Below are 25,287 nucleotides of genomic sequence, written 5' to 3'. Positions count from 1 at the left end.
CGGCAAGACCGGCCGGCCCCGGGGCGGAAGGGTTGATGCGCCGTGGCGGTTCGCGCGCGGGCCCTAGGCGTGGCGGGAGTGGCACTCCCGCTTGAGCCGCGCCAGCTCCTGGTGCATGGCCTTCATGCCCTCCAGGTCGCCCGCGGCGAAAGCCGCTTCCAGGGCCTGGGTCTTCTCCAGGTATTCGGGGTAGAACTCATCGCCCTTGCCTGGGTAGGCCACCATCAGTTTGGAGTCTGCTATGAAGCTGGCGAACTCGGCCGCCGGGGGCGTCTGCCCGGCGGCGAGGGCCGCGCCGATGGTCTTGAAGGTGGACTTCATATGCTTCTTGAGGGACTTGTACCTGGGCATTTCGCCCTCACCCTCGTCCTCGTCCTCGTCTTCGCCCTCGACGATCCCCGGCTCCGGAACGCCCGGCTCCAGCACGGAGGCCGCGCTCCGCACGGGCTTGGGGAACTTGATGGAGAGCTTGGCCCTCAGGTCGCCCCCGAAGGCGGGCTTCACGGAGATCTTCATCCCGCGGTAGCCTTCCAGGCTCACGGGCGCCTCGCCGGAGCCAAGCTCGCCCGCGTCTATCTGCGCGGCCAGGGCGCGCAGCCAGTCGGCCAGCCCGCTCTCGGGGATCGCGAATTCGATCTTGTGTTTTCCTGTCATGCTCATGGTGATCCTCCCGATGTTCCAGGCTCCTTTTCTAGCACCCGGCGCGCCGATGTCCAACTATTCTCTATCCCGTCATCATGACGAACGTGTTACCGCCCCCCCCGAGCGGCCCGCCGGGCAAGATTTTCCGGCACCAAACTTGCTTGCCCTAAGGCATGAGCACCGCACCACGCACTCCTCGCAAGCGCGTCACCGGCAAGCGAACCCGCCCCGTCTGGCTGCTGGGGGTATCCGGCCAGCCCGCCCGGAAGATCCGCCTGGCGGTCGGCGAGAGCGAACCGCTGCAGCGCTTCGAGGCCCGCGACCTGCCCAGCCAGGCCGACTTCGACCGCGCCGCGCCCCTGGCCGTGTTCGTGGACCTGGACCTCTGGCGCACCCTGCGCCAGAACCCGCCCGCATGGCTGGCCGGGGCCCGCAAGGTGCTGGTGGCCGGGGACACGCCCCCGCCCTCGCGCGAGGAGGTGCTGGCCCAGGGCTTCGTGGCCTGCCTCAAGGCGCCAATGCCCAAGGCGCGCATCGTCTCCGCGCTGGAGAACGCCCGCCAGGCCGCGCAACTCTTCGACGAGATGGCCGCGCTCCTGGCCGACGCCCAGCGCGAGCGCGACCAGATGGCCCACGAGAACTCCCTGCTGGCCTTCCGCCAGGGATTGCTCTCCAGGGCTGTCTCCAGCCTGGAGATGCCCGAGATCCTGGCCGCCCTGGGGGACGGCCTGACCAAGCTCTTCCCCGTCAGCGAGGTTCTGGCCGTATTCTGGGACGACGCCCCGGAGATGGAGCTGTTCCTGCCTGCGGAGGCGCCCGCCACGGCCAAGGCCGCCCGCCTGGACTACCTGCAGGACCTGGCCACCCGCGTGGGCGGCCTGCCCCCCAGCGCCTACAGCGTGCATGAAATTCCCGGGGGTGACCCTGCCGCGCGCACCGAGCCCGGCCTGGCCCTGCTGGTGCCCCTGCACAGCGGGGAGAAGCCCTTCGGCTGCGTCTCCGTGCTCCTGGAGCGCGACCTGGACCGCAACGAGCAGGAGCTGGCCCGCCAGGCCGTGCTCCAGCTCTCGCCCTGGCTGCGCAACGTGCTGGACTTCCTGCGCCTCAAGCGCCGTGCGGACCGCGACGGGCTCACCGGCCTCCACAACCGCCGGAGCTTTGACACCCGCCTCGACCACGAACTCAAGCGCCACATGCGCCACAAGGAAGGCTTCGTGCTCATGATGGCGGACCTGGACCACTTCAAGCAGGTCAACGACACCCACGGCCACCTGGCGGGCGACGCCGTGCTGCGCAACGCCGCCCAGGCCCTGGAGTCCGGTCTGCGCGAGACCGACTTCGTGGCCCGCTTCGGCGGCGAGGAGTTCGCCCTGATCCTGCCGCACACCGGCAGGGCGCACGCCTGGATGCTGGCCGAAAGGCTGCGCCGCCGCGTGGCGGACGCCGCCACCCGCTACGCCGGGCGCGCCATCCCCGTGACCGTCTCCATCGGGCTGGCCTCCTTCGTTCCCGGCCAGCCCGCCACCACCGCAAGCCTGCTCTCCCAGGCGGACCAGGCCCTCTACGCGGCCAAGAACGCCGGGCGCGACCGCGTGGGCGTGGCCCCGGCCCGCGAGGACCAGCGCGCCGCCAACGCCGCGGCCGAACCCCGCCGCATGGCCGGCTAAAAGCCGGGCGACATCCCGCCCAGCCCGGGGTCGTCCCCCACGCAGCGGCGCACGGCCGCCTCGAAGGCCGCCGCCGCCCCGGACAGGCTCCTTCCCCCGGCCTTGACCAGCAGCACGGGCACCGAAAGCTCCTCCCCGGCCCAGCCCAGCACCTCCAGCTCACCGCGCGCTGCCTCGCGCTCCACCGTGAATCCCGGCACCAGGGAGATGCCAAGCCCCGCCGCCACGCAGCCCTTGACCATCTCCACGCTGGCGCACTCCACCACGCCCGGCGTGCTGGCGTGGGCCCTGGCCAGGGAGCGGTCCAGCAGGCCGCGCGCGCTCCAGACATGGGGCGTGAGCACCAGGGGCACCCCGTCCAGATCACGGGCGCAGACCCTCCCGCCCCCGCCGGGGGCGGTCCCGGGCGCGGCGATGACCACCAGCGGCACCCTGCGCAGCGCCTCCACCTCCACGCCCTCCGCCGCGAAGGGCTCCGAGAGGATCACGGCCAGCTCCGTGACCCCGTGGAGCACGTCGCGCGCCAGGCCGTGCAGCGAGCGCGTGGAGAGCGACACCCGCACGTGCGGGAAGCGGGCGCGCAGCATGGGCAGCACGCGCGGCATCAGCCGGATGCCCAGGCTCTCCGAGACGCGCACCGCCAATTCACCAGACTCCCCTTCCCCGCCGGTGAGCGCGGCCCGGGCCTCGCGCTCCACGTCCAGGAGCCTGCGGGCCTGGGGCACCAGACGCGCCCCGTGCTCCGTGAGCAGCACCGTCCGGCCCGAGCGCACGAACAGGGGCTGGCCCGCCTGCTCCTCCAGGGCCTTGATCTGCGCCGTGACGGTGGAGGGGGCGTAATGAAGCCGCGCCGCCGCCTGCCGGAAGGAGAGCCCGGCCGCCACGGCCAGGAATGTGCGCAACAGGTGCAGATCCAGCATTGTTCGATTTCCTTGAACCAAGCGTTCGAGACTATTCGTTTGCCAACGGCCTATCCCGGGATTACCCCTCAAGGCAACGGCTTTCATCATGCCTGATTGTTCTGAATCTGCGAACAGGGAGGACGGCCATGCCCGACGAGGAACTTTCCCGGCTCACCAGGGAGCGCAAGAAGGCCCACGCCCGGCTGCTGGCCATGGGCAGCCCGGTGTACAAGGCCTTCCTGGACATGGAAAAGGCCGCCTATTCCGACGGCGCGCTGCCCAAACAGGTCAAGGAGCTCATCGCCGTGGGGATTTCGGTGGTCATCGACTGCCGCTCCTGCATGCAGTGGCACATCGAGCAGGCGGCCGCCGCCGGGGCCGGGCCACGGCAGGTGCTGGAGGCCGTGGAGGTGGGCATAGAGATGGGCGGCGGCCCGGCCACGGTGTCGGCCCGCTTCGCCCTGGACGTCATGGCCGACGTGTTCGGCCCCGAGGCGCTGCGCGCTGGCGGCGAACGATAGGAATCGGCCGTGGACGCATCCCTCATTGCGGCCCTGGCGGGCATCGCCGCCCTGGCCGGGTTCACCCAGGGCTTCGCCGGGTTCGGCTCCACCCTGGTGGCCATGCCCCTGCTGGTGGCGATGCTCGGCGTCCGTACGGCGGTGCCCGTGGGCTGCCTCATGGCCGTGACCATCAACGTGATGCTCACGCAGCGGCTGCGCCACCACATCCAGGGCGGCGCCGTGCGCAGGCTGCTGCTGGGGGCCGTGCCCGGCATGGCGGTGGGAGGGCTCATGTTGCGCGACGCCCCGGACTCGGCTCTGAAGGCGCTTCTTGGGGCGACGATCCTGGCGCTGACTGCGCAGTCGCTGCGTCCGCCCAGGTGCGACGGGCCGCCGCGCAAAGGCTGGGCCACCGTGGCGGGGCTGGTTTCGGGCTGCATGGGGGTGAGCATCGGGGTCAACGGGCCGCCCATAGTGGCCTGGGTGGCCTGTCAGCCCTGGGGCCGCGACGCCGCGCGCGCCACTCTGACCACCTATTTCCTGCTGGCGGGCATCGGCGCGGTGGGCGTGCAGGGCCTGCAGGGGCTGGTGACGCCGCCGGTGCTGGCCATGTACGCCTGGTCCATGCCCGCACTGGCTTTGGGGCTGTATTCCGGCGCGGCGCTCTGCGGCCGCGTGGGCGACAAGGCGTTCCGGCGCGTGCTGCTGGCCCTGCTGGCCGCCTCGGGCCTTGCCATGCTCTGGCAGGGCGGGGTTGCGCTGCTGCTGGCGCAGTGAACTGCGCGCCCCGAAGGTGGTAGCGCCGGCCGCGCGGCGGTGCTGTATTTGAATAACAGCCCCGCCGCGCGGCCGGCGCTACCGCCTTCGGGACGCAACGCAACCAGCCGGGCCAGCCGGAAACCAACGCCGCCAGCCGGTCCGCACCGGCTGGCGGCTGATTCATATCCTGCGAGCGTCTACAGCTTGCTCTTGAGCACCATGTCCGTGATGGGCCCGCGCGAGCGGTCTCCCTTGAGCACGATGTGCCCGTAGTTGGCGAAGCCCTTGAACTTGCGCACGATCCAGTTGAGCCCGTTGTTTGCCTCGTTCAGGTAGGGGTTGTCCACCTGGGAGGTGTCGCCCAGGCACACGCACTTCACGCCCTCGCCCATGCGGGTGAGCACCGCCCGCACTTCCGTCCGGGAGAGGTTCTGGGCCTCGTCGATGATGACCACGGCGTTCTCTATGTTCATGCCCCGCACGAAGGCCAGGGGCAGCACCTCGAACTTCTTGGCGTTGAAGCGCAGCACCTCCTCGTTGGGGTTGTGGAAGAGCTTGTTGGCCGGGCGCAGCCTGTGCAGTTTGAGCAGCAGGTCGAACACGTACTTCATGTAGGGCTCCATCTTCTCGGAGACGTCGCCCGGCAGGAAGCCCATCTTCGCCCCGATCTCGATGGTGGGCTTCACCACGAAGATCTTGTCGTAGAGCTTGCGCTCCAGCGTCAGATAGAGCGCGGCGGCCAGGGCCAGGTAGGTCTTGCCGAACCCGGCCTCGCTCTGGATGGAGACCAGGTCCACATGCTCGGCCACGATCAGCTCCAGGGCCAGGTTCTGGTAGGCGGTACGCGGCTTGAGGTTCCAGACGTCGTTGACGTAGCTGATGGTCTTCTCCCCGTCCGGGCCCAGGAGCACGGCCTTGCCGTCGCGCCAGAAGAAGGAGTTGGGCGGGGCGTCCTTGGGGTCGTCCACGATGCCCGTGTACAGCTGCGACTCGGACTCGAAGGGCTTGGAGTCCCGCAGCTCCTCGCTGCGGATGTTGCGCAGGGAGGCCTGGAGCTGGAGCAGCCGGTCGTTGGTGACGAGGATGGGGTCCGGGATGTCCTGGGCGGACTCGATCTCGCGCAGGATGTAGTTGTCGACGATGTTGGTGAAGGGGGATTCTGACTCGCCGTTGCGGATGAAGGTGATGTGCTCGCGGTTTTCGATGAGGTTGGCGATGACCTTGGAGACGATGTGGCGGAGCTTGGGAGTGTTTTTGAGCGTCTCCAGCTCCATGAGCACGTGGTAGGGGATGAAGATGTTGTTTTCGTTGCCGTTGCGCAACGCCATGACCGAATTGGGGTTTTCGATGAGGACGTTGGTGTCGATGACGTAATTCTTGCGCTTGACGCTGCCATCTGGGGTCATAGGGCCTTCCTTGTACGGACGGTATGACCGCGTTCACGCGGCAGTTGCAGAGTATCCCCGCCATGTGACGAAACCATGACCCGCGCCCTCCGGCGCGCGGCAGCACGGGATCGTACGGTTCGTCACACAAGCGTCACCTTGATTCCTTCAAGTCATCACCCTCCGGGGCTAGTTTCGCGGCCGTCATTCTTGAAGGAGTATCCCGTGAAAACACGCCTCACCCTGCGCTCCAAACTGGTGGGTTTCTGTCTGCTCATCGGCATTGTGCCCCTTTTGTTCATGGGGGTCTACAGCGTTCGTCAGGCCTCGGACAGCCTCGCCCAGCAGGCATTCAGCCAGGTCGAGTCCGTTCGTGATTCCCGTGGGCAGGCCCTGGCGCAGCTCGTGGCCCGCTGGATGGCCGAGGTGCGCATCTACGCCTCCGTGAAGGAGGTCTACAACGCCATCGGCATGCTGCGCGACAGCTTCACCGGCAAGGTCAAGCCCGGGGTGCGCGCCGACGTGACCGACCCCGAATACGTCGACCTGCTCCAGTTCGTGACCCCTGCCTTCACCCCCTTCGTCACGGTGCTCGGCTACGAGGACGCCCTGCTCGCCGACGATTACGGCCGCGTGCTCTTCTCCGCCAAGAACGGGCGCGAACTCGGGGAGGATCTGGACAAGGGCCCCCTCAAGGATTCCCCCCTGGGCAAGGCCTGGCGGCGCGCCCTCAAGGGCGAGGCCGTGTTCGAGGACTTCGCCCCCTACGCCCCCCTGGACGGCGCGCCCACGGCTTTCGTGGCCTGCCCGGTGCGCAACCACGTGGGCGGCGTCGACGGCGTGGCCCTGCTGCGCCTCACCCCCAGGGATCTTGCCGCCGTCATGTCCACGGGCATGACGGCGGGCATGACTTCGGGCATGGCCCCGGCCTTGGCCTCGGGCCAGCGCGAGTCCGGCTCCGGCGAGAGCTTCCTGGTGGGGGCGGACCTGCTCATGCGCTCCGACTTCGCCGCCCGGCCCGAGACCCACTCCGTGGCGGCCTCCTTCGCGGCCCCCGCCAAGGGGCGCATGGACATGCCCGCCGTGACCCAGGCCCTGGCCGGGGCCACCGGCGGCGGCCTGATGGCCGACGTCACCGGGCGCAACGTCCTGGCCGCCTACGCCCCCGTGAAGGCCGGCGACGTGACCTGGGCCCTGGTGACCGTGGTGGACGAGGCCGAGGCCTTCGCCGCCGTGAGCCGCCTGACCAAGGCCAGCCTGGTGCTCGGGCTGGTGACGGCCGTCATCGTGCTCTTCGCCACCCTGGGCTTCGTCAACCGGGAGATCCGCCAGCCGTTCGAGTCCCTGCGGGTCTTCCTGGAGCGCATCGCGGAGGGCGACCTGCATGCCGAGCTCTCCGGCCGCTTCAAGGCGGAGCTTGCCACTCTGGCCGGCGGCCTGACCCGCATGGTGGGCGAGCTCAAGAACAAGCTCGGCTTCTCCCAGGGCATCCTCGAAGCCATGACCGTGCCCTGCCTGGTCACGGACACCCGGGGCCAGGTGAGCTTCGTCAACCCCGCCCTGCTTGAACTCATGGAACTGGACGGCGAGCCCGAGGAGTACGCCGGGCGCGAGCTGGACGCATTCTTCGCCGCCTGCACCGCCCTGTCCGAAGCGCCCAGGCGCAGCCGTGAACGCGGCGAGCCCGTGCTGGACGCCCAGACCCCGGGCGCGGGGGCGAACGGCCGCGCCTTCTTCGTCCGCCAGGACTGCGCCCCCCTGCACGACCTGGACGGCGCGCCCCTGGGCGTGTTCACCCTGTTCACAGACCTCACCGAGATCCGCCGCCAGCAGGACCTGATCGCCGCCCAGAACCGCAAGATCACCCGCGTGGCCGAGCAGGCCAACCTGATCGCCCTGCACGTCTCCCAGGGGGCTGAGGAGCTCTCCGGCCAGGTGGAGAGCATCCAGACTGGCGCGCTCCACCAGACCGCGCGCCTGGCCGAGACCAGCGCCGCCATGGAGGAGGTCAACGCCTCCCTGGTCGAGGTGGCGGGCGGGGCGTCCGACGCCGCCGCCAGCTCCGACGCCGCGCAGGAGCAGGCCCGCGAGGGCTCCGAGGTGGTGTCGGAGTGCATCGGCTCCATCGACAGCGTGTTCCGCCTCTCGCAGCAGCAGCTCACGAGCATGCACGAGTTGGGCGGACAGGCCGGGGCCATCGGCAGGATCATCGGCGTCATCGACGACATCGCGGACCAGACCAACCTCCTGGCGCTCAACGCCGCCATCGAGGCCGCCCGCGCGGGCGAGGCCGGTCGCGGCTTCGCCGTGGTGGCCCAGGAGGTGCGCAAGCTGGCCGAAAAGACCATGGCCGCCACCCGCGAGGTGGACCAGGCCATCAGCTCCATCCAGGGCCTCACCAGGCTCAACATCGAGGGCAGCGAGCGCTCCTTCAAGGCGATCCAGCAGGCCAACGAGCAGGTGCAGCGCTCCGGGGAATCCCTGGCGCGCATCGTGGAGCTGACCTCGGCAACGGCCAGGGAGGTGCGCCACATCGCCCAGGCCGCCGAGCAGCAGTCCTCCGCGCACGAGCAGGTCAACGCGGCCGTTGCCGACGTGAGCGCCATCGCCCAGGAGACCAGCGAGGGCATGGTCCAGACCGCCGAGGCCGTGGTCTACCTGGCCTCCCAGGCTGGAGGGCTGAAGGCGCTCATCGACTCCATGGTCAACCCCGACGCCGCGCCGGAGGAGTCGGGGTCACCCGCCCTGCCCGGCGGCCCGGCCGGACTCCCCGCACCGGCTCTAAAAGCTGCCGAGCGTCAGCCCAGGCCCGCCAAGGCCCTGCTGGACCGCCCCACGCGCGTGACAGCCGCCCTGCCCAGCGTGCGCATGTAACGCGCACGCTGGCGGCCGGATTTCCCGCTGCCGCATGATCCCCGGGGAGGCCTGGCCACCCCGCCCCCACCCTGCCCCACCTGGAGCGCCACGAAAGGCCCCGGGTTGGGGCTTTTCACGTTTGCAGATTTGTGCGCCAGCGATTTGGCTCTTACGGGTGCTACAATCAGAGCCCACGCCCAACTCGGCCAAGCTTCGGTCCTGTCCGTACCGGCTCCCACTCCGGCTGCGGCCCCGCACGATTCCGCCGGAAGGGGATATCTGGTCGCTGGCTCTATTGCCGCCCGGGACGTATCCACTTTGGAACGCCAGATCACAAGACGAGGGGCGAAATATCGCCAACCGCTGCTCGGCAGGAGCCAGGGCGGGGACAAATACCGGTAATCGCCTCCGGCGGCCAAAGGGGGTTCCCCCCTTTGGAATCCCAAGTGGGTTCGCGTTCTCCCAAGTAGCTGACGAGAAGTGCGAGGCCCCCAAACGGCGACGGCCCCCGGTCCTGGAACCGGGGGCTGTCACGCAGGCAGGAGGACAGGAGAACAGGCGTGCGGATCAGCGCTTCTTCTGCAGCTTGGCCCGGTAGACGATGGCGATCAGGTTCATGCCCAGCACCAGGGCGATGAGCACCAGTGCGGTGCCGTATTGCAGGGGGCGGGTCTTTTCGATCTCCGTGCCCGCCGTGGCCAGCACGTAGATGTGGTAGGGCAGCGCCATCACGTCGGAAAAGACGGACTTGGGCAGCTTGGGCGCGAAGTACACGGCCGCCGTGAACATGATGGCCGCTGTCTCGCCCGCCGCGCGCGAGAGCCCCAGGATGGCCCCGGTGAGCATGCCCGGCAGGGCCGCGGGCAGCACCACCAGGCGGATGGTCTGCCACTTGGTGGCCCCCAGGCCAAGGGAGGCCTCCCGGTAGGTGTTGGGCACGGATTTGAGGGCCTCCTCGGCGGTGCCGATGATGACCGGCAGCACCAGGATGGTCAGGGTCAGCACGCCCGAGAGGATGCTCACCCCCATGCCGAAGAAGGTGACGAAGAAGGCCAGGCCGAACAGGCCGAACACCACCGAGGGCACGCCCGCCAGGTTGGCGATGCCCAGGCGGATGATGCGCACGGTCAGGCCGGGGCGGGCGTACTCGTTGAGGTAGATGGCCGCGCAGACCCCCAGCGGGAAGGCCACCAGCATGGCCCCCACCGAGAGGATCACCGTGCCCACGATGCAGGGCATGATGCCGCCCGCGGTCATGGAGTCGCGCGGGGGCTGGGTCAGGAACTCCCAGGAGATGGCCGGCAGGCCGTTGACCACCAGGAACGCGCAGATCAGGCCCAGGGCGGCCGCGTTCACCAGGGAGGCCCCCCGGAACACGTTCCACATGGACCACTGCGCGAACTTTCTTCTGCGCACGAGCGTGGAGCTTATTTCCATTTCCGCCTCCGCCTTAGAGTGTCGCCGCGCCGACCTGCTTGTGCTTCTCGGCGATGTGGCTGGCGATGATGTTGAAGACCAGCGTGAACAGGAACAGCACCACGCCGATGGCGAACAGGGCGTGGTAGTGGTCCGAGCGGAAGGGGGCCTCGGCCATTTCGGCGGCGATGGAGGAAGGCATGGGCCTGATGGCCGAAAAGATGGATGTGGGCACGATCGCCGCGCCGCCCGCCACCATGAGCACCACCATGGTCTCGCCGATGGCCCGCGACATGCCCAGGATGATCGCCGTGGACACGCCCGAGAGCGAGGCGGGCAGCACCACCCGGCGGATGGTCTCCCAGTGGGTGGCGCCCAGGGCCAGGGAGGCCTCCTTGAGTTCGCGGGGCACGGCGTAGATGGCGTCCTCCGAGACGGAGCAGATGGTCGGCACGGACATGAAGGCCAGCATCATGGCCGCGTTGAACATGTTCAGGCCCGTGGCCAGGTCGAAGGTGTCCTGCAGGAAGGGCGCGACCACCACCATGCCGAAGAAGCCGATGACCACCGAGGGCAGCGCGGCCAGCAGCTCCACCATGGGCTTGAACATGCTGCGCGTCCTCGGCCCGGCGATCTCCGCCAGATACACGGCGGTCATCACGCCAAGCGGGATGGCGATGCAGGACGACAGCAGGGTGACGGCCAGCGAGGCCACGATGAGCGGCATGATCCCGAATTCGCCGGGGTCCGCCGTGGGGTACCAGAACCGCCCGAAAAGGAAGTCGCTCACGGAGACCGTCTTGAACAGGGGCAGGCCTTCCAGGAAGAGGTAGACCATGATCAGCCCCAGGGCGATGATCGAGATCATGGCCGTTACCAGGAAGAAGTAGCGGATCAGGTCGTCCTTGAGCTTTCTGCTGATTGCCACGTAAGCTCCGAAAAAGGCCCTCCCCCGGTTCGCGGGGGAGGGCCGCTTCAGGTTGCGAACCTATTTCTTGACCGGGAAGTAGCCCACTTCGGCGATGATCTTCTGGCCCTTGGCCGGGTCCATGATGAAGTCCACGAACTTCTTCACGTCGGCGGAGGCGGACTCGGGCACGATGATGAACAGCGGGCGGGAGACCGGGTAGCTCTTGTCGGCCACGGACTTCTCGCCGCCCTGCACGCCGTTGACCTTCAGGGCCTTCACGGTGTTGTTCACGTAGGCGTAGCCGTCGTAGGCGATGGCGTACTTGTTCTTGCTCACCACCTGGAGCACCGCGCCGGAGGAGGCCTGCAGCAGGGCCGCCGGGGAGACCTTCTGGTCCTTCATGATGAGCTCCTGCCAGGCCTCGTAGGTGCCGGAGGAGGTGTCGCGGGAGATGACCACGATCTCCTTGTCGTCGCCGCCCACTTCCTTCCAGTTCTTGATCTTGCCGGAGAAGATGCCCTGCAGCTGCTCGGCCTTCAGGTCGGTGAGGGGGTTGGCCGGGTTGACGATGGGGGCCAGGGCGTCCATGGCGATCTCCACCGGCTTGACCACGCGGCCCTTTTCCTTGGCGGCGTCGAATTCCTTGGGCTTCATCTCGCGCGAGGACATGGCGATGTCGGTGGTGCCGTCGATGATGGCCTTGATGCCGTTGCCGGAGCCGCCGCCGGAGACGGTGATGTTCACGCCGGGGTTGGCCTTCATGTAGGCCTCGACCATCTTCTGCATGGCGGGCAGCACGGTGGTGGAGCCGTCGACGCGGATGGACTGGGCCTGGGCGACACCCGCCATGAGCAGCATGGCGAAGAGGAATGCGGAGAGTTTCTTCATCGGATAAGCCTCCCTGTGGTTGGTTGGGTTACGGCCGGAGAAGCCCCCCGGCGGCGCACGGAAGCTAGGAACCGCATGTGACGATTCTGTTACGCCCCCCGGGAGAATGCGTGACATTGTCGCCAAGGAAACCCGGAACCCTGAAATGGCGAGCGGTTACGGACGCCGGCCGGGCGAGCGGAATGTTACGGACGCTGCTTATCCCTTTGGGCGGTCGCCCATCGCCTGGGTTCAGTCCGCCCGCCTGCCGGATTCCGCACCACCATGGCACGGATTTCGCTTGAGATGAAGATTTTTCCCACCTCTTGCCAAACTTCCGACTCCATCCTATCTTTTCTTCGCCTCACTCGGTTTCCATGGACGGGAACCGCGCCCTCATCTCGTGGCGCATACTGTTCGGGGCCGCCGCCCCAGGAGACCGTCCATGGAAGTTTCACGCACCGGCAACTCCGCCAATCCCCCCTTTGACGCCCTCTCCGCGCGCGTGGTCACGCGGGCTTTCGGCGTGCGCATCGGCGGCTTCGGGCTGGACTACAGCTCCCGCGAGGTGCTCGTGGACCCCGACAGCCGGGGCGGCGCGGGCCTGGGCGGGGCGTTGGCCCGGGCCGCATTGGCCGCGCAGGCCGGGAGCGACGCCCAGAAGGCCTCCGAACGCGTGTTCGAGGCATCCTGGAGCGAAGCCGGGCCCGCCCTGGCGGATCCGCCCCCCGATCATCCCGACCCGGCCTGGCGCAAGGGCCTGCGTGCCTACGCCAAGGCCCGCGACCTGCTGCGCGCCGACGCCGCGCGCGGCAGGACCTATCTGGCCGTGGCCTGATCTTCATGCCGGATCGGGGTTTGAGGCTGGACCACCTCCCCCCCATGGTATAACTTGTCCCCCGACCCGGGCTTTCGCCTTGGGCCCCCCAAGTCTTCGACCAGCTTTTCGGGAGGCGCGCAGCATGTTCAACCCGACCCCTGTAAGGGTCGCCGTCACCTATGCCGTGCTGAGCGCGTTGTGGATATTCACGTCCGACAAGCTGATGGGGGCGCTCTTCGCCAACGCCCCCAGGCTGCTCATCCTGGCGAGCACGCTCAAAGGTTGGATCTTCGTGGTGGTCACGGCGATCCTGCTCTATATGGCCCTGGTGCGCGTCAAGCGCCAAGCCGAATCACAGGGCTCCGCCGTGCGCATGGCGGAGGAACGGCTGAGCCACCTCGTCGAGACCGCGCCCATCGGCATTTTCCGTTCCACGCCGGAAGGCCGTTTCCTCTTCGCCAACCCCGCCCTGGCCCGCATCCACGGTTACGCCGACGCCGCTGCCTTCCTGCACGCCGTCACGAAGATCGGCGAGGACCTCTACGCCGACCCGCAGCGCCGCATCCAATTGTTGGAGAGGCTGCGCGAACACGGCTCCGTGTACAACTTCGAGAGCCTGCGAAAGCGCTCCGACGGGGGCACGGTATGGGTATCCACCAGCGCCAGCATGGTGGCCGATCCGCTCACCGGCGAACAGTCAATCCACGGGTTCACCGTGGACATCTCCACGCGCAAGCACGCCGAGCTCCTGCTGCGCGAGCAGGAGGAATACTCCCGCAGGCTCATCGAAGCCTCCCCCCTGCCAATTGCCGTGACGGACCTCTCGACTGGCTCGCTCAGCATCAACCCCGCCTTCACCAGGCTGCTCGGCTACATGCCGCAGGACGTGCCCATGATCGATTCCTGGTGGACGCAGGCCTACCCCGACCCGGACATGCGCGAGAGGGTCCGGCGCGACTGGGACAATCGCTTCAGCAGCCCCGAGCCGTCCGGCGAGACGCTGCCCCCGACCGAACGGGAAGTGACCGACAAGACGGGTAAGGTCCACACCATCGGATTCCACGTGGCCCGCATCGGCAGGCTGGTTGTGGCCATGCTCGTGGACCTTTCGGAGCGCATCCGCTCCGAGGAGGCCCTGCGCGGCTCGGAGGAGCGGTTCCGCAGCATCGTGGAGAGCTCCCCTTCGGCCATGCACCTCTACACGCTGGAACAAAGCGGAGAGCTCCGCTTCACCCTGGCCAACCCCACGGCGGACCGCTTATTGGGCATCACGCACGAGGAGCTCTACGGCAAGACGCTGCTGCAGGCCTTCCCGGCCCTGCAAAAAACCCACATCCCGGAGACATACCTGCGTGTCGCCCTGGGGGAGCTTCCCCCGCAGTCATTCGAGACCACCTACAAGGACGGCGTCATCTCCGGGACCTTCGAGGTGCACGCCTTCAGGACCGGGGAAAACATGCTGGTGGTCAGTTTCACGGAGATCTCCGAGCGCGTCCGCCTGCGCGAGCTCATGGTGCAGACCGAGAAGATGCTCAGCGTGGGCGGGCTGGCGGCGGGCGTGGCCCACGAGATCAACAACCCGCTGGCCGGGATACTGCAGTCCGTGCAGAACATCCTGCGCAGGATAGAGCCGGAGCTGCCCGCCAACGCCAGGGCCGCACAGGAGGCCGGGCTCGACCTGGCGGCCATGCGCCGCTACCTGGAGAACAGGGAGATCCTCGGCTTCCTGGAGGCCATCAGGCACTCGGGGGAGCGCGCCGCCAGGATCGTGCAGAACATGCTCAGCTTCACGCGCAAGAGCTCCTCCCGGCATGTGCCCACGGATATGGCCGAACTGCTGGAGAACACCCTGGAGATCGCGGCCACCCACTACGACCTGAAGAAGAAGTACGATTTCCGGCGCATCGAGATCGTCAGGGACTATCAGCCCGGCATGCCCAAGGTGCCCTGCTCGCCCCAGGAGATCCAGCAGGTGGTCTTCAACCTGCTGGACAACGCCGCCCAGGCCGGGGTGGACCGCCCCGTCAAGGACGAGCCCCTGCGCATCACGCTGCGCCTGCGCGCCGGGAGCGACTACGCCGCGCTGGAGGTGGAGGACAACGGGCCCGGCATGGAGGAGGACGTGCGCAAGAAGGTGTTCGAGCCCTTCTTCACCACCAAGGACGTGGGGGAAGGCACGGGGCTCGGGCTCTCGGTGAGCTACTTCATCGTCACCGGCAACCACCACGGCACGTTCCAGGTGCGCTCGACCCCCGGGGAGGGGACCACGTTCATCATCAGGCTGCCGCTCGGGGGGGAGTGAGGCGCAGCGGATAATTTCAACTTTCTCCCCACATAGCCCTATATGGGGAGACACGCCGCCCGTCCTGGGTATGATGTGTGTTCTTCAATCCGGCGAAAACCCGGAACCCACAAGGAGAACACACATGGAATCGACTTTCGACCCGATTGCGGAGAGCTACATCAGGCAGCAGGAAAGGGACGGTGACCCCTACGGCTACGGCTTCAACGGAGGCGTTGACCTTGTGCCAATGGAGGATTTCAACGCGCCCACGCGCCAGGTGGCGAACAACACGGGTGATCCTGGCAATGCGGAAGGCCTCACCCCGGCCAGCAGGGCGACAATAAAGGACATGCGGGACGACTTCCCAAAGGTGGCCGTGCCCGAGGAAGCCCAGCGGATCGGAGCGGACATTTGGAAGCCGACGCCGCCACAGAAGCCTTCCATTGTGCAGGATGCGACCACATCAATGGGGAAATCCATCGTTTCAGGTTCAGCCGGGATGGCAATTTCCAAAATGCTCGGAGGAACAGGCACAACGCCTGGTTGGGCTGGCCTAGCCACGGCATTGGTTCCCCCGATTTATGATCACTGGGATGAGATCGTCGAAGGCACCAGGTCGATTCCTGGTACTTGCGATGGTATCACCTGCGATAGGCAGGACTAACACAGGGGGCTGACAGCAGAAAAGGCAGGCTAGGGCCAATCGAATTCACTCCGCGCCCGGCCTGCCTTTATTCTATTGGCAATGCCCCGCCTTGATATATTTGGAGTCAATCAGCGTCAATGTGCCAACCTCATTTCGGCAAATAGCACATCAGCTTGCAGAGTTTAAAATTGTCATACATGTACACATAATAAATAACAATATTAAACGCAACGACGCCAAGCAATCTCCGCAGATCATAACTCGCAAACATGTTACCACCTAAAATAACAAAATACACACGTGTCTAGCCTTGTGATGAACGCCCCAGCAAGAATCAAAATGGAAAAATAGAGGGAATAAATCAGATTCTGCACGCGATCCATTTTCCCGTTTTCCATGTCTCCCTCGCTACAGTCCCAGCATCCGATTAATAATCCATATAAGCACCGCAGAAATCACGAATCCCACCGCGATAATTCCAATCTCATAGAATATTCGCGACATCAGGGGCCATTTGGTTCTGTCCAGTTCCTCGCTCGGCATACCTGCCTCCATGAACCCACGGGAGCGTGCTTATGCGCCGCCTGCCCGCGATAATGAACGAATACCAAACCGGTTATAGTGAGGCAAGTATAAACGCTGCGATATGCAACCTTCTTGATTGCGTACGCTCTTGATGGTCAACAAGCCGAGGCAACCGGCTCCGGGCAATGCCCAGCCTCAGGACGCGCCCGCGCCCCTGTCCAGATTCCGGTAATTGATGGCTTCGGCCAGGTGCTCCACGCGGATGTCCGCGCTGGAGTCCAGGTCGGCTATTGTGCGGCCCAGGCGCAGGATGCGCGTATGGGCCCGGGCGGAGAGCCCAAGGCGGGAGTTGGCCATCTCCAGGAAGCGGTGTCCCTCCTCCCCGATGGGGCAGAAGGTTCCCAGGGCCTTGCCCGAGAGCTGGCTGTTGGTGAGTATTCTGGTTCCGGCGAAGCGCGTGGCCTGCACGTCCCTGGCCGCCAGCACCCGTTGGCGCATGGTGGCGGAGTCCACCCGGCCGGAGTCGGCCTTCAAGTCCTTGTAGGGCACGGCGGGCACCTCCACCTGGAGGTCGATGCGGTCAAGCAGCGGCCCGGAGAGGCGCGAGCGGTAGGCCCGCACTTTCGCGCCGGTGCAGGTGCAGGGGTGGCGCTCGTCGCCGTGGTAGCCGCAGGGGCAGGGGTTCATGGCCGCAACCAGCATGAAGTCCGCCGGGTAGGTCAGGCTCACGGCGGCGCGGGCGATGGTCACGCGGCCGTCCTCGATGGGCTGGCGCAGCACCTCCAGCACGCTCTTCTTGAACTCGGGCAGTTCGTCCAGGAACAATACGCCCCGGTGCGCCAGGGAGACCTCCCCGGGCCGGGGCACCCCGCCCCCGCCGATGAGCCCGGCGTCCGAGATGGTGTGGTGCGGCGAGCGGAAGGGCCGCGTGGTGATGAGCCTGCCGCCCCGGGCCAGCTCCCCGGCCACGGAATAGACCCGCGTGACCTCCAGGGCCTCGTCGAAGGTCAGCGGCGGCAGCACCGTGGGGATGCGCTTGGCCAGCATGGTCTTGCCCGAGCCCGGCGGCCCCATGAACAGCAGGTTGTGGCCCCCGGCGGCGGCTATCTCGATGGCGCGCTTGGCGTGCTCCTGGCCCTTGACCTCGGCGAAGTCCAGGGGGAATGCCTCGGCGGGCGGGGCCAGCACGGAGTCGTCGAAGGCCACGGGGGCGAGGCTCTGCTCCCCGGCCAGGAAGCGCACGGCCTCGTCCAGGCTGGAGATGGCGAAAACGTCCAGCCCCTTGACCACGCTGGCCTCCTGGGCGTTCTCCGCGGGCAGCAGCAGGCCGCGCGCGCCCTCCTGCCGGGCGCGGATGGCCAGGGGCAGGATGCCCGAGACGGGCTTGAGTTCGCCGGTGAGGGAGAGCTCCCCAGCCAGGAAGTAGCCGGTGAGGGTCGATGCGGGAAGGATTTCGGCGGCGGAAAGCAGGGCCAAGGCCAAGGGCAGGTCGTAGGCGCTGCCCTCCTTGCGGATGTCGGCGGGCGCCAGGTTCACGGTGATGCGCGAGGGCGGCAGCTTGAAGCCCCGGTTCTTGAGCGCGGCGAACACGCGCTCCTTGCTCTCGCGCACGGCGCCTTCGGCCAGCCCCACCATGGTGAAGGACGGCATGCCCTGGCGGGCCAGGTCGCACTCCAGGACGATGGTGTGGGCCTCCACCCCCGCCAGGGCGGCGGAAAGCACCCGAGACAGCGCCACCGCGCCTCCTAAGTTTAGTGGATCGTCTTGCCGATGCGGTCCCAGCGGATCTCGGCGCCACCGCCCCAGGACCAGTAGATCACCCAGGCCTTGCCCCGGATGTACTCGCGGGGCACGAAGCCCCAGTAGCGGGAGTCCTCGGAGTGGTCGCGGTTGTCGCCCATGACGAAGTACTGGTCCGCCGGGACGGTGATGGGGCCGTAGTTGGCCTTGATGCCCCCGCCCATGGGCGTGGCGTCCAGGCGCTTGTAGGGCTCGTCCAGGGCCTGGCCGTTGCGGTAGACCACGTTGTTCTTGAGCTCGATCACGTCGCCGGGCAGGCCGATGATGCGCTTGATGTAGTCCAGCTCGCGGTTCTTGGGGTACTCGAACACGATCACGTCCCCGCGGTCCGGGTTGCCCGTGTCGATGACGGGCTTGTCCACGAAGGGCAGCTTGATGCCGTAGGCGAACTTGCTCACCAGCAGGTGGTCGCCCACCAGCAGGGTGTTCACCATGGATTCGGAAGGTATCTTGAACGCCTGGACAACGAAGGTGCGGATGAACAGGGCCAGCACCAGGGCCACGGCCAGGGCTTCGACGTATTCCTTGAGCACTTTCTGCCAACGGGGATTCATTCGGTAGCGTCCTTTTGTTTGGCTTCTGATGCGGGGGCTAGTCCCCGGCCTTGAGGGCGGCCAGGAATGCCTCCTGGGGCAACTCCACGTTGCCCATGCGCTTCATGCGGCGCTTGCCTTCCTTCTGTTTTTCCAGGAGCTTGCGCTTACGGGTGATGTCGCCGCCGTAGCACTTGGCGATGACGTCCTTGCGCAGGGGCGCGATGCGCTCGCGGGCGATGATCTTGGCCCCGATGGCCGCCTGGATCACCACCTCGAACATCTGGCGCGGGATGACCTTCTTGAGCTTGAGCGCCACGTCGCGGCCCAGGTAGTAGGCCTTCTCGCGGTGCACGATCACGGCCAGGGCGTCCACGGGGTCGCCGTTGATCAGGATGTCGAGCTTCACCAGGTCGGAGGCGCGGTAGTCGATGAGCTCGTAATCCAGCGAGGCGTAGCCGCGCGTGCCGGACTTGAGGCGGTCGAAGAAGTCGTAGACGATCTCGGCGAAGGGCAGCTCGTAGGTGATGATGACCCTGGTGGCCGTGAGGTAGCGGATGTCCTTCTGGATGCCGCGCTTTTCCTCGCAGAGCTTGAAGACGTTGCCCACGTACTCGTTGGGAACGTGGATCTCCACCCGGGCGTAGGGCTCGTAGAGGGTGGCCGTCTCCTGCGTCTTGGGCAGCTTGGAGGGGTTGTCGATGGAGATCACGGTGCCGTCGGTGCGCTCCACCTTGTAGATGACCGAGGGGGCCGTGGCGATGAGCTCCACCTGGAACTCGCGCTCCAGGCGCTCCTGCACGATCTCCATGTGCAGAAGGCCCAGGAAGCCGCAGCGGTAGCCGAAGCCCAGGGCCTGCGAGGTCTCTGGCTCGTAGGTCAGGGCCGCGTCGTTGAGCTGGAGCTTCTCCAGGGCGTTCTTGAGCTGCTCGTAGTCGCCCGCGTCCACGGGGTAGAGCCCGCAGAAGACCATGGGCTTCACTTCCTTGAAGCCGGGCAGCGGCGCGGCGCAGGGGTTCTCCGCCAGGGTGATGGTGTCGCCCACGCGGGCTTCCTGCAGGTTCTTGATGGAACCGCTCATGAAGCCGACCTCGCCGGGGCCGAACTCGGCCACGTCCACGGGGCCGGGGGAGAACACGCCCAGGCGCAGCACCTCGAACACCGCGCCGGTGGAGAACATCTTGATCTTCTGGCCCACCTTGAGGGAGCCTTCCATGACCCGGAAGAGCACCACCACGCCCTGGTAGGCGTCGTACCAGGAGTCGAAGATCAGGGCCTGCAAGGGCGCGTCCACCTCGCCCTTGGGCGCGGGGAGGCGCTCCACGATGGCCTTGAGCACCTGGTCCACGTGGAGCCCGGTCTTGGCGGAGACGGCCACGGCGTCCTTGGCGTCGAGGCCGATGGCCTCCTCGATTTCGGACTTCACGCGGTCCGCGTCGGCGGAGGGCAGGTCGATCTTGTTCAGGACCGGGATGATCTCCAGGTCGTTGTCCAGGGCCAGGAAGACGTTGGCCAGGGTCTGGGCCTCCACGCCCTGGGTGGCGTCCACCACCAGCAGCGCGCCCTCGCAGGCGGCCAGGGAGCGCGAGACCTCGTAGGAGAAGTCCACGTGGCCCGGAGTGTCGATGAGGTTGAGCACGAAGTCCCCGTGTTCGGGGTCGCGGTAGGGGATGCGCACCGTCTGCGCCTTGATGGTGATGCCGCGCTCGCGCTCGAGATCCATCTTGTCCAGATATTGCTCGCGCATCTCCCTCTGGGTGATCACCTTGGTGACCTCCAGGATGCGGTCGGCCAGGGTGGACTTCCCGTGGTCGATGTGTGCGATGATGCTGAAATTTCTTATGCGCGACTTGTCTACCATGAACTCACCTGTTGGCGTATGTGCAAACGCCCTCTAAAAGATGGCGGGGGGAAGGTCAATTGGAGCTTCGCACAATCCGGCACGCCTGTCGCGCCCAAAAGGGGCTTTCCCCCCGGCCCGCGCCGCATGCCGGGCCGCCCAGGTTGCAAAAAAACGGCACGGTGGTACCAATGCGCCAAGGAGAACACCCATGAAACGCCCGCTTTTGCCGCTGGTCCTGGCGGCCGCGCTGGGGCTCGCCCCTCTGGCCTCCGCCCCGGCCCTGGCCAAGGAGCAGGACCTGCCCCGCGCCGCCGCGCCTGACGAAGTGGCGGCCATGCTCGCCAAGCCCCCCGCCGGGCTCGAAATCGTGGACATACGCCCCCAGGGCGAATTCGCCGACTACGCCCTGCCCGGCAGCATGAACATCGAGGCCTCGGCCGTGCTCGGCGACGAGAGCTTCCTCTCCGCCGCGGGCCCGCTGCTCCTGGTGGACAAGGACGGCACCACGGCCATGGCCCTGGCCGGAGCCCTGGCCCAGAAGACCGCGCGCCCCGTGCTGGTGCTGCGCGGCGGCATGGCGGGCTGGTGGGAGGCCCGCGAGGTCGGCCTGGCCGTGAAGGAGGTGCCCCTGAACCAGGCGGCCCCGTCTTCCGCTCCCGCCCCCGCTGCGACCCCTGCTGCATCCCCGGCCCCGGCAGCCCCCGCCAAGCAGGCTCCTCCCGCGCAGCCCGCGCCCCCGGCCCCAGTTCCGGCACCGGCACCGGCCGCCCCGGGCCAGCCCGGCGACACTCCCCAACCTCCGGCCTCCAAAAGCGCAGGATGCTAGACCATGAGCGATACCGATAAAGAAAAAGACGTTTCCCCGCAGGCCGAGGCCCAGGCCGCCCCTGCGGAGCAGGCCGCGCCCGAGCGGCAGCCTGAGCAGGTGGCGCCCGAACAGCAGCCCGAGACGCCCCGCCCTGCGGCCCCCCGGCTCCAGGTCGCCCCCCCGCAGGACAAGGCCCCCATGAACCCCTACCTGGCGGGCGTGCTGCTGGGCCTGACCCTGATGACCTCGTACCTGATCCTGGGCGCGGGGCTCGGGGCCTCCGGAGCCCTGGCCCGCCTGGGGGCCGTGCTTGAGCACGCCCTGCTGCCCGCGCGCGCCGAGGCTTCGGCCTACTTCGGGCCCTGGTTCCCCAACCCGCTCTCCTACTATCTGGTGTTCATGCTCGCGGGCGTGTTCGCGGGCGGGCTGGTCTCCGCCGCCTCGGGCGGGCGGATGCGCCTGATGATCGAGCGCGGCCCCACGGCCTCGCGCGTCCGCCGCCTGGCCCTGGCCCTGATCGGCGGCGTTATCGCGGGCTTCGCCTCGCGCCTGGCCCAGGGCTGCACCTCCGGGCAGGGCCTCTCCGGCGGGGCCGTGCTGCTCACGGGCAGCTTCCTGTTCATGGGCTGCCTGTTCGCCACGGGCTACCTGACGGCCTGGATCTTCAGGAGGCAGTGGACATGATCGCCACCCTCTACTCCACCGGGCAGCTCAATGCCCCCCTGGGCTTCGCCGCCGCCCTGGCCATCGGCTTCTGTTTCGGCCTGTGCCTGGAGAAGGCCGGGTTCGGCAGCTCCCGCAGGCTGGCCGGGGTGTTCTACTTCACGGACATGTCAGTGGTGAAGGTCATGTTCTCGGCCCTGGTCACCGCCGCGCTGGGCCTGGTGGCCGCGCAGAAGCTGGGCATCGTGGCCCAGGACGACCTCTTCCTCATGCCCACCATCCTCGGGGCGCACGCCGCCGGGGGCGCGCTGTTCGGCCTGGGCTTCGCCATGGGCGGATGGTGCCCGGGCACGGCCGCCGTGGGCCTGGGCTCCGGCAGGATGGACGCCCTGGTGTTCCTGGCGGGCATCGTGCTGGGCTCCATCGGCTACAACGAGGCCTACCCCTGGGTGGCCCCCCTGGCGGGCTACGGCTCGCGCGGGGTGGTCTTCCTGCATCAGTCGCTGGACATCACCCGCGACCAGCTTGTGCTGGCCCTGACCGTGGGCGCGGTGGTCATGTTCTGGATCAGCGAGGTCATCGAGCGCGGCCCGGCCATCGCCCGTCCCGGCGTGAGCCGCGTGTTCCTGGCCGTGTTCAGCATCCTGCTCTGCCTGGCCGCCGTGGTGGCCCTGAACCTCCCAAGGCTCAATCTGGCACCGGGCCAGGCGCTCACGGCCTCGCGCGCGCCCGCGCAGCCCGCGCCCGCCGCGGCTACCCAGGCCCAGGGTCAGGCCCAGAGCATGAACGGCCAGGCCGCCTCGCCCGAGGCCCAGATGCTGGCGGCCATGGCCACCGGCAAGGACCACATCGAACCCGAGGAGCTGGCGCGGCGCATCATGAGCGGCGACAAGGCCCTGACCCTGGTGGACATCCGCTCCAAGGCGGAGTTCGACGCCTTCCACCTCAAGGGCGCTGTGAACATCCCCGTGCAGCAGCTCCCCGAGGAGCTGGCCTCCAAGCGCGGCCACGGGATCATCGTGCTCTACTCCAACGGGATGACCCACCCTGCCCAGGCCCGCGACTCGCTGGCGCGCCTTGGCTTCACCAACGTGTACATGCTCACCGACGGGCTGCGCGGCTTCTTCGAGCGCGTGCTCAAGCCCGCCAGCCTGCGCGAGGCCCCGATGAGCGCCGAGCAGGCCAAGGCCATCGCCGAGGCCAGGGGCTTCTTCCTGCCCGCCGAGCTTGCGGCTCCCGCCGGAACCGCCACGGCAGGCGTGCTCCAGGCCCCCTCGGCCCTGCCCGCCCTGGTGGAGCCCGCCTGGCTGGCGGCCAACCTGGGCAAGCCCGGGCTCAAGGTCATCGACCTGCGGCCCCAGCCCCAGTACAACGGCGGGCACATTCCGGGCAGCTTCTCGCTCAACGTGGAGAGCCTGCGCGGCAACCTGGCCGGGCTGCCCTCCATGCTGCTGCCCGCGCCCATGCTGGCCCAGCACTTCGCGCAGATGGGCATCGGGGCGCGCGACCTGGTGGCCATCGTCAGCGGCGAGGCCCCCATCGACGCCACCCTGGTGGCCATGGCCCTGGAGCGCCTGGGACACAAGCGCTACGTCATCCTGCAGGGCGGGATGAAGGCCTGGAACGCCGCAGGGCTCCCGAAGGACACCCAGCTCCCGGCGGCCGCCGCAATCCGCCCCCACGCCCCCGACGGCCCCGACGGCTTCACCGTCACCGGGCGCGAGGTGCAGGCGGCCATGGCCGGCGGCAAGACCATCATCCTGGACGTGCGCCCGGCCGACTACTTCTCCGGCGCCAAGAGCGACGAGGCCCGGCCCGGGCACATCCCCGGCGCCATCAACCGCCCCTTCACCGAGGATCAGGCCAAGTCCGGCGAGGCCACCGTCATCAAGCCCCGGGAGGAGCTGGAGAAGGCCTACGCGGCCATCATCCCCTCCAAGGACCAGGCCGTGATCGTGCACTGCCGCACCGGGCACCAGGCCTCCCAGACCTGGTGGGTGCTCACGCGCCTGCTGGGCTACACCAACGTGAAGTACTACGACGCGGGCTGGACCGAGTGGTCCGCCAGGCCGGAATGGCCCGCAGTGAGCTCGCCCAAGCCCCAGACCGCCAGCCCGCAGCAGGTCCAGGAGCATCAGGCTCCTGCCCAGAGCCAGGGCCAGGAGAAAAAGCAGTGAGCGTCATCGCGGAGCTCTCCATCTTCCCCATGGGCCAGGCCGGGGGCCTCTCCCCGGCCGTGGCCAAGGCCGTGGCCGTCATCCGGGACTCCGGGCTGCCCTACCAGCTCGGCCCCATGGGCACGTGCATCGAGGGTGAGTTCGAGGAGGTCATGAGCGTGGTGAACCGCTGCTTCGAGGCCCTCAGGCAGAACGGACACGAAAGGATTTATTTGACGATCAAGGCCGATTGGCGCAAAGGCCGCCAAGGCGGCCTCGCATCCAAGACCGAGGCCGTCGCAACCCACTTGCGGAGCGACACATGAACCGGAGCATTCCCGCCGTCCTGCTGCTGTGCGCCCTGGCCGCCTGCGCCCCGGCGCGGTCCGTGGACGACCAGCAGATGGCCCAGGCCAACGCCGCCGCCGACATAAACGCCATCAAGTCCAAACAACAGGAAACCAGGATGCGCCTGGAGGAGTTGGAGGGCCGCCTGGGCGACCGGGGCGACGCCAACTCCCTGCAGGACCTGAACGCCCGCGTCTCCCGCCTGGAGGAGACCGTGGCGCGCATCGCCGCCACCCTGGGCGTGGATACGGGCGCGCGCGCCCCGTCCGCCCCGCCCCAGGGGGGCTATCCCGCTTCCGGCTATCCTTCCGGCCCCTCCTCGACGCCGCCTTCAGGCGCGTATCAGGGCGGACCTTCTGGCGCGTACCAGGGAGGGCCTTCCGGGGTTCCCTCCGGCGGCAGGTATCCCGACGCCTACCAGGGCGGCTACGTCGCCCCGTCCGGCAACCAGGGCTACAGTTCCGGCTCCCCGGCCTACGACCCCGACGACGAGGACAGGCCCCCCAACCTGCCGCCCGTTTCCGGCCGCTCTCAGCAGGCCTCCGCCCCGGGCCGCTACCAGGAACCCAGCACCACGGACCCGGCCGAGGCCGTCTACAACATGGCCATGGAGAGCTTCAACCAGCGCGACTACGATCGGGCCAACAGCCTCTATTCCGAGCTGCTCAAGAGCTACCCCAACTCCAGGCAGGCCCCGGGGGCGCTGTTCTGGCAGGCCGAGATCAACTTCCAGCAGGGCGACTTCGCCCGCTCGGCCCTGCTCTGCCAGGATCTGATCCAGAAGTACCCGAACAGCAACATGGTCCCGGCGGCCATGCTCAAGCAGGGCCTGGCCTTCAGAAAGCTCAACAAGAACCCGGCGGCCAAGATCCTCTTCCAGGACGTGGTCAAGCGCTATCCCAACAGCCCGGAGGCCCGCAGCGCCCAGATCCAGCTGCGCGAGATCAAGTAGGC

The 25,287-nt window shown here is 67.8% G+C and carries 21 protein-coding genes; 12 read left to right on the top strand and 9 right to left on the bottom strand.

What is annotated here, in order from left to right; genetic code table 11:
- Positions 1-63: 63 nt before the first annotated feature.
- Positions 64-660, bottom strand: coding sequence for a GAK system XXXCH domain-containing protein (locus MLE27_RS09225; RefSeq protein WP_243311775.1), 597 nt, complete (start codon positions 658-660; stop codon positions 64-66).
- Positions 661-815: 155 nt separating this feature from the next.
- Here MLE27_RS09225 and MLE27_RS09220 point away from each other — a divergent pair, with 155 nt between their 5' ends.
- Positions 816-2,309 carry a GGDEF domain-containing protein gene (locus MLE27_RS09220; RefSeq protein WP_243311774.1) on the top strand — a complete coding sequence of 498 codons (1,494 nt, stop codon included), beginning with the start codon at positions 816-818 and terminating at the stop codon, positions 2,307-2,309.
- Here the strand turns inward: MLE27_RS09220 and MLE27_RS09215 are convergent.
- Positions 2,306-3,229, bottom strand: coding sequence for a LysR family transcriptional regulator (locus tag MLE27_RS09215; RefSeq protein ID WP_243311773.1), 924 nt, complete (start codon positions 3,227-3,229; stop codon positions 2,306-2,308). The genes MLE27_RS09220 and MLE27_RS09215 overlap by 4 nt on opposite strands.
- Positions 3,230-3,357: 128 nt before the next feature.
- Between MLE27_RS09215 and MLE27_RS09210 the strand changes: the two genes are divergently transcribed.
- Positions 3,358-3,732: a carboxymuconolactone decarboxylase family protein gene (locus MLE27_RS09210; protein ID WP_243311772.1), complete on the top strand. Its 375-nt coding sequence runs from the start codon at positions 3,358-3,360 to the stop codon at positions 3,730-3,732.
- Positions 3,733-3,741: 9 nt separating this feature from the next.
- Positions 3,742-4,491: a sulfite exporter TauE/SafE family protein gene (locus tag MLE27_RS09205; protein ID WP_243311771.1), complete on the top strand. Its 750-nt coding sequence runs from the start codon at positions 3,742-3,744 to the stop codon at positions 4,489-4,491.
- A gap of 179 nt (positions 4,492-4,670) precedes the next feature.
- On the opposite strand, the gene MLE27_RS09200 is transcribed toward MLE27_RS09205, so the two are convergent.
- Positions 4,671-5,879 carry a PhoH family protein gene (locus tag MLE27_RS09200; RefSeq protein WP_243311770.1) on the bottom strand — a complete coding sequence of 403 codons (1,209 nt, stop codon included), beginning with the start codon at positions 5,877-5,879 and terminating at the stop codon, positions 4,671-4,673.
- Between the two features lie 204 nt (positions 5,880-6,083).
- Between MLE27_RS09200 and MLE27_RS18150 the strand changes: the two genes are divergently transcribed.
- A complete protein-coding gene (locus tag MLE27_RS18150) occupies positions 6,084-8,732 on the top strand; it encodes a methyl-accepting chemotaxis protein (RefSeq protein WP_243311769.1) in 2,649 nt (882 codons plus the stop codon).
- Between the two features lie 549 nt (positions 8,733-9,281).
- Here MLE27_RS18150 and pstA read toward each other — a convergent pair.
- From pstA to MLE27_RS09180, 3 genes are read right to left on the bottom strand one after another with little or no spacing between them, the layout of a single operon-like run.
- Entirely contained in the window at positions 9,282-10,151 is an 870-nt protein-coding gene (gene pstA / locus MLE27_RS09190) for a phosphate ABC transporter permease PstA (protein WP_243311768.1), read from the bottom strand.
- Positions 10,152-10,164: 13 nt separating this feature from the next.
- Entirely contained in the window at positions 10,165-11,058 is an 894-nt protein-coding gene (gene pstC, locus MLE27_RS09185) for a phosphate ABC transporter permease subunit PstC (RefSeq protein ID WP_243311767.1), read from the bottom strand.
- 60 nt (positions 11,059-11,118) lie between these two features.
- Entirely contained in the window at positions 11,119-11,928 is an 810-nt protein-coding gene (locus MLE27_RS09180; RefSeq protein ID WP_243311766.1) for a PstS family phosphate ABC transporter substrate-binding protein, read from the bottom strand.
- A 424-nt stretch (positions 11,929-12,352) separates the two neighbouring features.
- Between MLE27_RS09180 and MLE27_RS09175 the strand changes: the two genes are divergently transcribed.
- From MLE27_RS09175 to MLE27_RS09165, 3 genes are all read left to right on the top strand, one after another.
- Entirely contained in the window at positions 12,353-12,745 is a 393-nt protein-coding gene (locus MLE27_RS09175) for a hypothetical protein (protein WP_243311765.1), read from the top strand.
- Between the two features lie 124 nt (positions 12,746-12,869).
- The gene (locus MLE27_RS09170; protein ID WP_243311764.1) at positions 12,870-15,029 is read left to right on the top strand and encodes a PAS domain-containing sensor histidine kinase; all 2,160 of its coding nucleotides are present in this window, start codon (positions 12,870-12,872) and stop codon (positions 15,027-15,029) included.
- Positions 15,030-15,153: 124 nt separating this feature from the next.
- Positions 15,154-15,675 (top strand): hypothetical protein, encoded by a 522-nt coding sequence (locus MLE27_RS09165; protein ID WP_243311763.1) that lies wholly within the window; start codon positions 15,154-15,156, stop codon positions 15,673-15,675.
- A 702-nt stretch (positions 15,676-16,377) separates the two neighbouring features.
- Here the strand turns inward: MLE27_RS09165 and MLE27_RS09160 are convergent.
- Genes MLE27_RS09160 through lepA form a run of 3 tightly spaced genes read right to left on the bottom strand, consistent with a single transcriptional unit; the run spans position 16,378 to position 20,376 of the window.
- A complete protein-coding gene (locus MLE27_RS09160) occupies positions 16,378-17,919 on the bottom strand; it encodes a YifB family Mg chelatase-like AAA ATPase (RefSeq protein ID WP_243311762.1) in 1,542 nt (513 codons plus the stop codon).
- 14 nt (positions 17,920-17,933) lie between these two features.
- Positions 17,934-18,536, bottom strand: a complete 603-nt coding sequence (lepB, locus tag MLE27_RS09155; RefSeq protein ID WP_243311761.1) for a signal peptidase I — start codon at positions 18,534-18,536, stop codon at positions 17,934-17,936.
- A gap of 37 nt (positions 18,537-18,573) precedes the next feature.
- The gene (lepA, locus tag MLE27_RS09150) at positions 18,574-20,376 is read right to left on the bottom strand and encodes a translation elongation factor 4 (RefSeq protein ID WP_243311760.1); all 1,803 of its coding nucleotides are present in this window, start codon (positions 20,374-20,376) and stop codon (positions 18,574-18,576) included.
- A 190-nt stretch (positions 20,377-20,566) separates the two neighbouring features.
- Between lepA and MLE27_RS09145 the strand changes: the two genes are divergently transcribed.
- Genes MLE27_RS09145 through ybgF form a run of 5 tightly spaced genes read left to right on the top strand, consistent with a single transcriptional unit; the run spans position 20,567 to position 25,285 of the window.
- On the top strand, positions 20,567-21,184 hold the full coding sequence (locus MLE27_RS09145) for a rhodanese-like domain-containing protein (RefSeq protein WP_243311759.1): 618 nt from the start codon (positions 20,567-20,569) through the stop codon (positions 21,182-21,184).
- 3 nt (positions 21,185-21,187) lie between these two features.
- Positions 21,188-21,850: a YeeE/YedE thiosulfate transporter family protein gene (locus MLE27_RS09140; RefSeq protein WP_243311758.1), complete on the top strand. Its 663-nt coding sequence runs from the start codon at positions 21,188-21,190 to the stop codon at positions 21,848-21,850.
- The gene (locus MLE27_RS09135; protein ID WP_243311757.1) at positions 21,847-24,006 is read left to right on the top strand and encodes a rhodanese-like domain-containing protein; all 2,160 of its coding nucleotides are present in this window, start codon (positions 21,847-21,849) and stop codon (positions 24,004-24,006) included. Before MLE27_RS09140 ends, MLE27_RS09135 begins: the two co-directional genes overlap by 4 nt.
- A complete protein-coding gene (locus MLE27_RS09130) occupies positions 24,003-24,311 on the top strand; it encodes an MTH1187 family thiamine-binding protein (RefSeq protein ID WP_243311756.1) in 309 nt (102 codons plus the stop codon). Before MLE27_RS09135 ends, MLE27_RS09130 begins: the two co-directional genes overlap by 4 nt.
- A complete protein-coding gene (gene ybgF / locus MLE27_RS09125) occupies positions 24,308-25,285 on the top strand; it encodes a tol-pal system protein YbgF (protein WP_243311755.1) in 978 nt (325 codons plus the stop codon). Before MLE27_RS09130 ends, ybgF begins: the two co-directional genes overlap by 4 nt.
- Positions 25,286-25,287: the final 2 nt, after the last annotated feature.

Origin of the sequence: Fundidesulfovibrio agrisoli, assembly GCF_022808715.1 — a bacterium.
Classification (GTDB): domain Bacteria; phylum Desulfobacterota; class Desulfovibrionia; order Desulfovibrionales; family Desulfovibrionaceae; genus Fundidesulfovibrio; species Fundidesulfovibrio agrisoli.
This window is presented reverse-complemented; position numbering and strand designations above follow the sequence as displayed.

Bases quoted from the DNA above. Each gene is read 5' to 3' on its own strand.
- lepA (WP_243311760.1), bottom strand. From the start codon at position 20,376: ATGGTAGACAAGTCGCGCATAAGAAATTTCAGCATCATCGCACACATC.
- MLE27_RS09145 (WP_243311759.1), top strand. From the start codon at position 20,567: ATGAAACGCCCGCTTTTGCCGCTGGTCCTGGCGGCCGCGCTGGGGCTC.
- MLE27_RS09140 (WP_243311758.1), top strand. From the start codon at position 21,188: ATGAGCGATACCGATAAAGAAAAAGACGTTTCCCCGCAGGCCGAGGCC.
- MLE27_RS09180 (WP_243311766.1), bottom strand. From the start codon at position 11,928: ATGAAGAAACTCTCCGCATTCCTCTTCGCCATGCTGCTCATGGCGGGT.
- MLE27_RS09200 (WP_243311770.1), bottom strand. From the start codon at position 5,879: ATGACCCCAGATGGCAGCGTCAAGCGCAAGAATTACGTCATCGACACC.
- pstA (WP_243311768.1), bottom strand. From the start codon at position 10,151: ATGGAAATAAGCTCCACGCTCGTGCGCAGAAGAAAGTTCGCGCAGTGG.
- ybgF (WP_243311755.1), top strand. From the start codon at position 24,308: ATGAACCGGAGCATTCCCGCCGTCCTGCTGCTGTGCGCCCTGGCCGCC.
- MLE27_RS09210 (WP_243311772.1), top strand. From the start codon at position 3,358: ATGCCCGACGAGGAACTTTCCCGGCTCACCAGGGAGCGCAAGAAGGCC.
- MLE27_RS09215 (WP_243311773.1), bottom strand. From the start codon at position 3,229: ATGCTGGATCTGCACCTGTTGCGCACATTCCTGGCCGTGGCGGCCGGG.
- MLE27_RS09175 (WP_243311765.1), top strand. From the start codon at position 12,353: ATGGAAGTTTCACGCACCGGCAACTCCGCCAATCCCCCCTTTGACGCC.
- lepB (WP_243311761.1), bottom strand. From the start codon at position 18,536: ATGAATCCCCGTTGGCAGAAAGTGCTCAAGGAATACGTCGAAGCCCTG.
- MLE27_RS09225 (WP_243311775.1), bottom strand. From the start codon at position 660: ATGAGCATGACAGGAAAACACAAGATCGAATTCGCGATCCCCGAGAGC.
- MLE27_RS09135 (WP_243311757.1), top strand. From the start codon at position 21,847: ATGATCGCCACCCTCTACTCCACCGGGCAGCTCAATGCCCCCCTGGGC.
- MLE27_RS09220 (WP_243311774.1), top strand. From the start codon at position 816: ATGAGCACCGCACCACGCACTCCTCGCAAGCGCGTCACCGGCAAGCGA.
- MLE27_RS09170 (WP_243311764.1), top strand. From the start codon at position 12,870: ATGTTCAACCCGACCCCTGTAAGGGTCGCCGTCACCTATGCCGTGCTG.
- MLE27_RS09165 (WP_243311763.1), top strand. From the start codon at position 15,154: ATGGAATCGACTTTCGACCCGATTGCGGAGAGCTACATCAGGCAGCAG.